Source organism: Tolypothrix sp. PCC 7601 (assembly GCF_025677855.1).
In the GTDB taxonomy this organism is placed as follows: Bacteria; Cyanobacteriota; Cyanobacteriia; order Cyanobacteriales; family Nostocaceae; genus Aulosira; species Aulosira diplosiphon.
In genome coordinates, this window is record NZ_CP064879.1 from 5052662 (window position 1) to 5064410 (window position 11749).

At 40.8% G+C, this 11749-nt stretch carries 4 protein-coding genes; all 4 read left to right on the forward strand.

Annotation, left to right across the window (positions count from 1 at the left end):
- Positions 1–113 precede the first annotated feature (113 nt).
- The 4 genes from dxs to namA all read left to right on the forward strand — a co-directional run bounded on the left by dxs (position 114) and on the right by namA (position 11041).
- Positions 114–2021, forward strand: a complete 1908-nt coding sequence (dxs, locus tag HG267_RS20730) for a 1-deoxy-D-xylulose-5-phosphate synthase (protein ID WP_045873327.1) — start codon at positions 114–116, stop codon at positions 2019–2021.
- Positions 2022–2514: 493 nt separating this feature from the next.
- Positions 2515–7323 carry a filamentous hemagglutinin N-terminal domain-containing protein gene (locus HG267_RS20735; protein ID WP_052335358.1) on the forward strand — a complete coding sequence of 1603 codons (4809 nt, stop codon included), beginning with the start codon at positions 2515–2517 and terminating at the stop codon, positions 7321–7323.
- A gap of 208 nt (positions 7324–7531) precedes the next feature.
- The gene (locus HG267_RS20740) at positions 7532–9316 is read left to right on the forward strand and encodes a protein kinase domain-containing protein (RefSeq protein WP_045873326.1); all 1785 of its coding nucleotides are present in this window, start codon (positions 7532–7534) and stop codon (positions 9314–9316) included.
- 657 nt (positions 9317–9973) lie between these two features.
- Positions 9974–11041, forward strand: coding sequence for an NADPH dehydrogenase NamA (gene namA, locus HG267_RS20745; RefSeq protein WP_045873325.1), 1068 nt, complete (start codon positions 9974–9976; stop codon positions 11039–11041).
- The last annotated feature ends 708 nt before the right edge of the window (positions 11042–11749 follow it).

Below are 11749 nucleotides of genomic sequence, written 5' to 3' on the forward strand. Positions count from 1 at the left end.
CGAATGACTTTTTGAGACAGCAAGTTATTTTAAGTATGCTTCTGCAAGCAACATTACCGTGGGAAAATCAAAGAATATTCAGAAGTAGAGATTAGAGAGGAAAACCCTATAATATGCATCTGAGCGAAATCACCCATCCTAACCAGTTGCACGGTTTATCGATTCGGCAGCTACAACAGATTGCGCGTCAAATCCGAGATAAGCACTTACAAACAGTAGCAGCAACTGGGGGACACCTGGGGCCAGGTTTGGGTGTTGTAGAGTTAACTTTAGGGCTTTACCAGACACTGGACTTAGATCGGGATAAAGTTATTTGGGATGTAGGGCACCAAGCTTATCCCCATAAACTAATTACAGGTCGTTACAGCAATTTCCACACCTTAAGACAAAAAGAGGGAATTGCTGGTTATCTCAAACGGTGTGAAAGCAAGTTCGATCACTTTGGTGCAGGACATGCTTCTACCAGTATCTCCGCAGCTTTGGGTATGGCTTTAGCCCGTGATTTAAAGGGGGAAAAATTTAAAGCCGTAGCTGTAATTGGTGATGGTGCTTTAACTGGTGGGATGGCCTTAGAAGCCATCAACCATGCAGGACACTTGCCAAAAACTAACCTACTAGTTGTTCTCAATGACAACGAGATGTCTATCTCGCCCAATGTGGGTGCAATTCCCCGCTACCTGAATAAAATGCGCCTCAGCCCACCTGTGCAGTTTATTAAGGATAATTTTGAGGAACAATTCAAACATATTCCCTTTGTTGGCGAATCCTTATCTCCAGAACTGGGACGCATCAAAGAAGGGATGAAGCGACTGGCGGTTCCCAAAGTTGGGGCTGTTTTTGAAGAACTCGGCTTTACCTATATCGGGCCAGTAGATGGGCATAATTTAGAAGAATTAATTGCTACCTTCCAACAAGCACATCAGATCCCAGGGCCAGTTTTGGTGCATGTGGCGACTGTCAAAGGCAAAGGTTATGAACTTGCCGAACAAGACCAAGTTGGCTACCATGCTCAAAATCCTTTCAATCTCACAACTGGTAAAGCGATTCCTTCTAGCAAGCCTAAACCCCCTGCTTATGCTAAAGTCTTCGCCCACACTTTAGTTAAACTCGCTGAACAAAACCCCAAAATTATTGGGATTACGGCGGCGATGGCTACAGGGACAGGCTTAGATAAACTCCAAGCTAAATTACCCAATCAATATATTGATGTTGGTATTGCCGAACAGCACGCCGTTACTTTAGCGGCTGCACTTGCTAGTGAAGGGATGCGCCCCGTAGCTGCTATCTACTCTACTTTCTTGCAACGTGCTTACGACCAGATTATTCACGATGTCTGCATTCAAAACTTGCCCGTATTTTTCTGCTTAGACAGGGCGGGAATTGTGGGTGCTGATGGCCCCACCCATCAAGGTATGTATGACATTGCTTATCTGCGTTGTATTCCTAACATGGTCTTGATGGCACCCAAAGACGAAGCCGAACTACAACGGATGATAGTCACAGGTATTAACTATACCAAAGGTGCGATCGCTATGCGTTTCCCCCGTGGCAACGGCCATGGCGTACCCTTGATGGAAGAAGGCTGGGAACCTTTAGAAATCGGTAAAGCCGAAATTCTCCGCACAGGAGATGATGTGTTAATTCTTGGCTATGGCACAATGGTTTACCCCAGTATGCAAGCTGCGGAAATTCTCAGCGAACATGGTATTGAAGCTACTGTAGTTAATGCCCGTTTCGCTAAACCATTAGATACTGAGTTAATTTTGCCTTTAGCTAAGAAAATTGGTCGCGTCGTGACTTTAGAAGAAGGCTGCGTCATGGGTGGCTTTGGTTCTGCGGTAGCTGAAGCTTTACTCGATGCCGATGTTGTCGTTCCCGTGAAGCGCATCGGTGTACCAGATATCTTAGTAGATCATGCGACACCAGATGAATCTAAGACTGAATTAGGTTTAACTAGTCATCAAATAGCAGAAAGAGTTTTGCAAGCTTTCTTTGAGCGGCAACTATCTACTGTTAGCTAGTTAATTGTTCCAGAAAATTACTGAAATTAATCAAGGATAATAGCTATAAAATACACTCTACAGTTAAACTGTGGGGTGTATTTTTTCAGAATATTCAAGATGGAAATTATACTAATTTGTAATTCGTAATTTGTAATTCGTAATTAAGAAAGCTAGATATATAAAAGGTTGAGTCGTTTGGATCTGTTGCGTGATTTTATAGGACTCATATTCGATTTTTGAGGTTCGCGTAGGATGCTTTAGCAGCGAGAGTACGACATCAGCACCAAAGCTGAGATTTTTTCAGACATCAAATCGGATTTCTATAGAGAATGGATATGAGAGTCACCCTAGCACAATTGATGAATTGAGTGCGATCGCACAGCCTCTTTCTTGAAAACAGAAGCGGATTTCACGATTTTTTATGATTTATTATTGCAGATGTTCAGGCAGAAATAGTGATATATGTAATGCCATGAGATAGTGCATCTATAAATCTCTTAAGGTAATCACAATGCCTGAGATCCAAAATTTTTTCAAAAAATTTTTCATACCTTCCCTTTTTGTTATTGTCAGCACACCAGCTAAGGCACAAATCACGCCTGATAATACCCTGGGTGCAGAGGCTTCTAGTATTACGCCAAACACGCTGATTAATGGTGAAAATGCAGATTTAATTAATGGTGGCGCTCAAAGGGGTAGCAATCTTTTTCATAGTTTTACTGAGTTTAATATTAATGATGGGCAACGAGTGTATTTTGGCAATCCCTCTGGTGTACAAAATATTTTGACACGGGTGACAGGTGTAAATGCATCGAATATTTTAGGGACTTTGGGTGTCAATGGAATTGCAAATTTATTTTTAATTAATCCTAATGGCATTGTATTTGGTAATAATGCCAGTTTAGATATTCGGGGTTCATTTTTAGCAACAACTGCGAATGCTTTACAGTTTGGCAATCAGGGAATTTTTAGTGCAACTAATCCCCAAGCACCGCCATTGTTGACTGTGAATCCTTCGGCGTTGTTGTTTAATCAAATTAATCAAAATGCAGCGATTCAAAATAATTCTGTTGCAGCAGCAGGAATAGACCCTGCAGGTGTGAATGTATTAGGTTTGCGCGTTCCCGATGGCAAAAGTTTGCTTTTGGTCGGCGGTAATGTGAGCATGGATGGAGGATGGGCGATCGCAAATGGTGGACGCATCGAGTTAGGCGGTTTGAAAGAAGCGGGAAGCATTGGAATTCAAACTAATGGGGATAATTTCAGTTTAAGTTTTCCTGATGGTGTACAACGGGGAGACATATCGCTCAATAATGCAGCTGTAGTTGGCGTTATTGGCGATGGTGGTGGTAGTATCGCTGCTCATGGTCGAAATATCGAGATTTTAGCAGGTAGTGAGTTTTTTGCTGGCATAGGGTTAAGTTTAGGAAATGCTAACGCTCAAGCGGGAGATATTACAGTTGATGCTACAGGAAAAATTCTCCTTGCAGGGACAGATAGCCTAATTTTTAACTCAGTACAATCTCAAGCAGTCGGTAATGCAGGTAATATAACGATTAAAACTGGCTCTCTTGAGATAACAGATGGCGCTCAAATAAATTCCTTTACTCGTGGAGAAGGAAATGCTGGAAATATCACCATTCAAGCCAGAGATGCAGTTACTTTTGATGGGGTAGATAGTAATGGATTTCCCAGTGGTGTATTTAGTAATGTTGCAACCGGAGGTGTCGGTAACGGTGGCAATATTGGCATTACTTCTGGTTCTTTGTCTATAACAAATGGTGGAAATATACAGGTTGCTGTACGTGAAGCTTCTAATACTCTACTAGGTGGGCAAGGTATTGGTGGTACTGTAAATATTAATGTGCGTGACGCAGTTACACTTTCCGGTGCAGGTAGCACAATTTTTGGCAGTTTAGGTACTGGTGCAACTGGACGTGCTGGAGATATTAAAGTTGAAGCTAGAAATTTATTTATAAAAGATGGTGGGGAAATAAGTTCCAGTACCTTTGGTAAAGGCGATTCAGGTGATATTTTCATCACAGCAAATGCAATTTCTCTAGATGCTGCATCATATATTTACAACAATGTTCAAAGTAGTGATGCTGTGGGTAATGCTGGCAATATCGACATCGCTACTGGTTCACTGACTGCAACTAACGGCGCTCAAATAAATTCCTTTACTCGTGGACAAGGTAATGCGGGAAATATCACAATTCAAGCCAGAGATGCAGTTACTTTTGATGGGGTAGATAGTAATGGATTTCCTAGTGGTTCTTTTAGTGATGTATCAGCTGGTGCAGTAGGTAATGGAGGGGTCATCAATATCACTGCTAGTTCATTATCTTTGACAAATAGTGGAATCTTAGGCGTTAGTCTCAATAGAGCATCTGGAACTCTTGCAGGTGCCCAAGGTATTGGTGGAACTATAAATATTAATGTGCGTGATGCATTTACAATTTCCGGTACAGATAGTGGAATATTTGGTAGTCTAGGTGCTGGTGCAATTGGCAGTGGTGGAAATATTAAAGTTGAAGCTGGAAATATTTTTGTAAGAGATGGTGGAGAAATCTCAGCCAGCACTTTTGGTAAAGGCGATTCAGGTAATATTTATATAACAGCCGACAAGACAATTTTTCTAGATTATTCATCATATATTCTCAACAATGTTCAGGCTATTGATGCTGAAGGAAATGCTGGCAATATCGATATTCTTACTGGTTCGCTTTCTGTAACTAATGGCGCTCAAATAAACTCGTTTACTCGCGGACAAGGTAATGCGGGAAATATCACAATTCAAGCCAGAGATGCAGTTACTTTTGATGGGGTAGATAGTAATGGATTTCCCAGTGCTTCTTTGAGTAATGTATTTGCTGGTGCAGTAGGTAATGGAGGGGTCATCAATATCACTGCTAGTTCATTATCTTTGACAAATAGTGGAATCTTAGGCGTTAGTCTCAATAGAGCATCTGGAACTCTTGCAGGTGCCCAAGGTATTGGTGGAACTGTAAATATTAACGTGCGTGATGTATTTGCAATTTCTGGTGCAAATAGTGGAATATTTGGTAGTTTAGGTGATGGTGCAAGTGGAAGTGCTGGAAATATTAAGGTTGAAGCTGGAAATATTAATATAAAAGAAGGTGGAGAAATAATTTCTAGCACTTTTGGGAAGGGGAATTCTGGTAATATTTTTATAACAGGTCGTGATGCAATTTCTCTAGATGCTACATCATATATTATCAACAATATTCAGAGTATTGATGCTGAGGGAAGTGCTGGGAATATCAACATCTCTACTGGCTCACTTTCTCTAACTAATGGTTCTCAAATAAACTCGTTTACTCGCGGACGAGGTAATGGAGGAAATATCACAATTCAAGCAAGAGATACAGTTTCTTTTGTTGGGTTAGATATTGATGAATCGCCAAGTGGTTTATTTAGTAATGTAGAATCTGGCGCATTTGGTAATGGCGGTGACATTAACATTTTTGCTGAAAATGTTTTTATCAAAGATGGTGCAGTAATAAGTTCTAGCACCTTTGGTGAAGGTGATGCAGGTAAAATTTCTATTACAGCCCGTGATACAGTTTCTTTATCGGGAAAAAGCTTCAGCCGGATTTTAAATAGTGTTGATTCTGGAGGAGTAGGTAACAGTGGAGGTATTAGCATTAATACAGGTTCACTATTTGCCAGTGATGAAGCCAGAATTTTATCAAGTATTTCTGGACGCGGAAATTCGGGAGGAATATTCATTGAAGCCCGTAATACTGTTTCCTTAACAGGAGTAGGCGACCTTAATCTTGGTAGAACTAATTTTGATGCAGATGGAACTATATTCTCCAGCAGTGTTAATTTTGGGGGTGTAGGCAACAGTGGTGGTGTAGTTATAAAAACCGGCACTTTACGCTTAGATAGTTCTCAAATCAATGCCAGTACAGCAGGAACAGGTAATTCCGGTAACATCATAATTGAGGCAAGAGACCAAGTAGCCCTAGTACAAGGATCAGATATGTTCTCTGAAGTGACCTGTGCTTGTGAAGACAATGGAGGAGGTGTAGGTGGAATTGGGAATGGAGGAGATATCCAGATTACAACAGGTTCCTTCTTGCTAGATATAGGTGCTAATTTACGTGCAGATACAGAGGCTCGTGGTAATGGCGGCAACATTATCATCAATGCACGAGATAGTGTTACCTTTAGCGGAGATTTAAAACCATTTTGGGGTGGTGCCTATACCCAAGTTGAACCTGAAGCAGTTGGTAAAGGTGGTGATATCATCATCAATACACCTAATTTATCTGTTTCTGGCAACCAAGAAATAAATACCAGAACTCAAGGACAAGGAGATGCGGGGAATATATTGATTAATGCAAACTCTATCGCTATTGCAGGTTCTGATGTTTTTATTACCAGTGGGGCTAGTCAAGACGGACGGCTTTCAGGAACCTTAGGTAAAGGCGGAGATATTAATATCTCTACAAATTCCCTACTTGTAACTGATGGTGCAAAGCTATCAGCTAATACAGAAATTCAAAATGCAGCTGGGAATATTAATATCAATGCATCTCGGCTTACCCTGAATAATCGAGGCTCTATCACTTCGGAATCGATCGCTGATGCTAATGGTGGCAATATTAAACTTAATGTTAACGACTTTTTGCTGATGCGTCGTGGTGCTCAGATTTCCACCACCGCAGGCACTACCCAAGCTGGCGGCAATGGCGGTAACATAACTATAAATACACCTTTCATAGTTGCTGTACCTAACGAAAACAGTGATATCACAGCTAACGCGTTTTCTGGTGCGGGTGGTAATATTAACATCTTTACTCAGAATATTTTCGGTATAGACTCCCGCCTCAAACCATCACTGCAAACAAATGATATTACGGCTAGTTCTGAATTAGGCGTACAAGGACAAATTGAGATTCAGCAACCAGAAGTCCAACCAACGCAAGAATTAATCCAACTACCCAATGAATTCATTGATGCTAGTACTAAATTTTCGCAAATCTGCCCCACAGACCCCAACCCAAAGCCGTTAGCAAAATTTGTTGTTACTGGACGCGGTAGTTTACCACCTAGCCCATTGGAATTGTTGACGGGTACAAATATTCACATTCCCCTAGCGACTCTAGAGGAGCAAACAGCTACATCAATAGATGGTGTTGTTCCGGTAAGTAACAATGCAATTTCGGAAATTATCGAAGCGCAAGGTATGGTCAAAACTGCTAATGGTGAAATAGCTTTGGTGACGAATGCACCTCAAGCTACACCAACATCTCACCCTGTTGCTACTGTATGCCCTGTGTCTAGGTAGAACTAAGCTATTACACGCTCAAAAAGGTTCGGGTGATGAAGATTGTTGATGCCAACTAGATTGAGTGTTGTATTGCTGTATAGTAAAGTACCATCGAATATTATAGGTGCGTTAGCCTACGGCGTAACACACCCTACGTCTTATTAAGAATTACGTAGTGCTTTGCGCTTTCTGTAGGGTATTACGAATTACGAATTATAAATTAAGAATGAACCTGTTGAACGATCGCTATCAAGTTATTCGCACTTTGGGTGCTGGTGGGTTTGGCGAAACCTTTCTGGCAGAAGATAGCTATATGCCTTCTAAGCGCCGTTGTGTAGTCAAACAGCTTAGACCAATTCAAAATAATCCGCAGATTTACCAAATAGTCAAAGAACGGTTTCAGCGAGAAGCGGCGATTTTAGAAGAACTTGGTGGTGCAACTGACCAAATCCCCACTTTGTTTGCTTATTTTGAAGCAGCAGGGCAATTTTACCTAGTTCAGGAATGGGTAGAAGGTGATACCCTCACAGCAAAATTGCAACAGCAGGGGTTATTTAGCGAAAAAGCTATACAGGAATTATTGCTCAATTTATTACCCGTATTAGAATATGTCCACGGTAAGTATATTGTTCACCGCGATATTAAACCGGATAACATTATTGTGCGGCATCGGGACGGCAAACCTGTATTAATTGATTTTGGTGCGGTGCGGGAATCGATGGGAACAGTGGTGAATTCTCAAGGTTTACCTACCAGTTCAATAGTCATTGGTACACCAGGCTATATGTCCAGCGAACAAGCTGCGGGAAGACCAGTTTATTCCAGCGATTTATATAGTGTGGGGATGACAGCAATTTATTTGCTAACTGGGAGACAACCGCAACAAATAGAAGCAGATCCCCAGACGGCTGAGATTATGTGGCGACAATATGCTCCTCATTTGAGTCCGATGATGGCAGATATACTTGATCGCACGATCGCCTATCATCCACGCGATCGCTTTCCTACAGCTAGAACCATGCTGGATGCTTTGCAGAGTATAGCAAGTCCTATTCCACCAACACAACCAGTTTTCCATCAACCGCCTGTGGTGACTGTACCACCGCCTACTGTGCCTGTATCGCCTCGCCCCACGGAACCGCCAAAAACTGAACCACCAAAACCAGAAACTAATAATCGCAATAATGGTTTGGTGATGGGTGGTTTAATTGCAGGTGGGTTAATTGGTGCGGCTGTAATTATTAGTCAGGTTTTACCACAACCGACACCAACATCTTTAAATCAATCTACGCCTGCTGTCACTTCCCCATCGCCAAGTGCATCTGCAAGCGATACTCCTGTGCCTCAGCAAACAGAGGTCTATAATAATGCACAGCCTAGTGCGTTTTATTTCCTATCAGATTCAGCCTATGCTAAATTACCTGCGGCAAATCTGCGAGTGAAAGCTTTATATAATCAAGGTTACCCTCAAGCGGGTAGCTTTTGGGTACCAGACTATCCCAATTTATCAGGGCAGCAATTATATGTAGTTTATGTAGGTCATTTTAGCGATCGCAACAGTTGCATAGACCAACTCAAAACTTACGGACAAGCTAATCCTAACGCTTATTGTGCTTTTGCTAGTAAAAATGCCAATGTATCGGCGGATAGATTTTATTTTAAACAAATTGCAGGTACATCTACACCCGACCCTACGCCATCTACCGCAGCAAGTACTAATACCACAACCAGCAATTACTCTTGGCTTTCTCAAAGATACGTCACCGATGCAGATTTGCAAGGTAAAGACGGGTTGGAATTAGATATTATGCGAAATTGGATATTTGCCGTTCATGGTCGGCGGTTTGACACTCCAGGTATACAGGATTATTTTAATCAGCAATCGTGGTATCAACCGACTTATTCCCCTAAAGAATTTCCGAGTAAATTACTTACAAAATTAGAACAGCAAAATGTAGATTATATTGCCAAATATCAAGACCGTTATGGTTTAAGACATTTTAAAAAATAAACTTTTTTTTAACATAATTAAGATATCAGGGGTTTTTGAGTAATTTTTGCCCATATCGTGTTTTTCAACTCTGCATCCCATCCCAATACTACCCGGTTAAGCGTTTTGAACCCAAAATTGGTTTTGGGGAAAAAGTTAAAGGTTAAAGGTTAAAGGTTAAAGTTTTTTTATTTCCCTTTTCCCCTTCCCCTTTTTCCCCTTCCCCATTCTTAAAAGATTAGTTGCCTTCCAGAATCGAGAAATTTTAGTTAGGCTATCTAGTAGATTCACTTTCTACGCTTTTGCCATAGCTTGGAGAAATGGAACTCAGTCATGAGTTCCTTAATAAGCGTGCTTTTCCTTAATTAAGAAATGCATAACACTGTTCGCTTAAACCAAATCCGCGTCTTTAGCTTGGTAACAAATGCTAAAAGCCAATTCAAATGTATAAATAATCACTATTTGTATCAGTGGTAGATTTGGTTTTTGCCTTGTTACTAATAGCTGCGGAGTTTTGCAGTGAATGATGTTGATGTTATCGAATTATTTCTGTTGATGGTTCGCTCACTCAATTAAGTGTGCCGATTCGCACATCTACAGCAGTTGCAGCCAACCTGAGTCTATTGTGTAAGTCCGTCCGGAATTTCTTTTACGTAGCAAGAGAAGGAATCAATAGTAATGGCACACCTGTTTGAACCATTTAGTATTCGTGATGTGACATTTCGCAACCGCATTGCTGTTTCACCTATGTGCCAATATTCTAGTACGAATGGTTTTGCTAATGATTGGCACAAAATTCATCTAGCTTCTCGTGCTGTTGGCGGTTCGGGGTTGGTGCTAACAGAAGCAGCAGCAGTAGAGGCGCGGGGACGTATTAGTCCGCAAGATTTGGGAATCTGGTCAGATGAACACATCGAAAATTTAGCCCAGATTGTGGAATTAATTCATAACTTTGGTGCTGTGGCGGGAATTCAACTAGCTCATGCGGGGAGAAAAGCCAGCACCGCCAAACCCAGCAAGGGAGGAAAATTTTTAGATGAATCCCAGGAGGGGTGGCGACCTCTTGTGTCCAGCAGTGCGATCGCTTTTAGTAAAGATGCTCCCATCCCAGAAGCTTTGACTTTAGAAGGTATTCAACAAGTTACTAATGCTTTTATCCAAGCTGCTCAACGTTCCTTGCAAGCTGGGTTTAAAGTTATTGAAATTCATGCAGCTCATGGCTACTTGCTGCATCAATTTCTCTCACCACTTTCAAACACTCGCACAGATGATTATGGCGGTAGTTTTGAAAACCGAACTCGGCTGCTAAGGGAAGTTGTTCAAGGAGTGCGAGAAATCTGGCCGCAAAGCAATCCATTGTTTGTGCGAATCTCCGCTACGGATTGGGTAGATAAAGGTTGGGATATAGAGCAAAGTATCGCTTTAAGTGACAAGTTGAAGTCTTTGGGTGTGGATCTCATTGACTGCTCATCTGGTGGCATTATCCCAGGAATTAATATTCCCTCAAAACCAGGTTATCAGACTCAATTTGCCGAGCGTATCCGCAAAGAAGCCAAGATTGAAACAGGAGCCGTCGGTTTAATTACATCTCCTGAACAAGCTGACAAAATTATTAGTACAGGAGTAGCGGACATAGTATTGTTAGGGCGGGAATTACTTCGTAATCCTTACTGGCCACATCTTGCAGCCAAACAGCTAGGACACGAAAAACTTTGGCCAGTACAATACGATCGCGCTTGGTTGTAATCAAGATTTAATAGGCTTAAATCATTATAAATTAAGCACTAAACCCACCTCTAACTCTTTCTACAAAACAGCAAGAAATTAGGGGTGGGTATTTTCAAATTACATAATTCTCCTTACCTGTATTTATATACTCTAGATATGTCATCCCAGAAACATGAATGTCATAAAATTGTCATATCTATAATACTTCTCTAGATATATATTTAATAAATCTCTTCTGATAATATTTTTCTTAACTGGTGATTTTTTTAGCGTAGTGAGGAAAATTGACAGAACTTAGCATTGTTGAATATGATAGGCAACCGAATTTTGTCAAATTTGGCAAAAATCAATGTTTTCATATGCTTGATACAAAGAGTTGATATAAAAAAATAATAACGCCAAAAAAATTAAACCGTTAAATAAAGTATTCCAAAAATATTGAAAAATTGCCGCAAATTACAAAGCATTGAAGTACAGATAATCGTAGGGGCGTAACATATTGTGCCCCTACTTATTTTTGTATGTCATTGTTTCTCCCTCTGCTCACCAAAGCAATTATACCAATTTGAAAAAACAATACGACAGATTGTAGGGGCAAGGCACTGCCTTGACCTCTAGAATATTATTGATGTGTTGCAAAAATTATTTGATTTGTCAATACCTTAGCCAAAATAAGAGGGTAAAAAAATTTTGCCATTTTTGCCAAAATAACCGATATATAAGCCT

What these genes read in the sequence shown, in the direction of transcription:
- dxs (WP_045873327.1), top strand. Translation starts at nt 114, where the DNA reads ATGCATCTGAGCGAAATCACCCATCCTAACCAGTTGCACGGTTTATCG.
- HG267_RS20735 (WP_052335358.1), top strand. Translation starts at nt 2,515, where the DNA reads ATGCCTGAGATCCAAAATTTTTTCAAAAAATTTTTCATACCTTCCCTT.
- HG267_RS20740 (WP_045873326.1), top strand. Translation starts at nt 7,532, where the DNA reads ATGAACCTGTTGAACGATCGCTATCAAGTTATTCGCACTTTGGGTGCT.
- namA (WP_045873325.1), top strand. Translation starts at nt 9,974, where the DNA reads ATGGCACACCTGTTTGAACCATTTAGTATTCGTGATGTGACATTTCGC.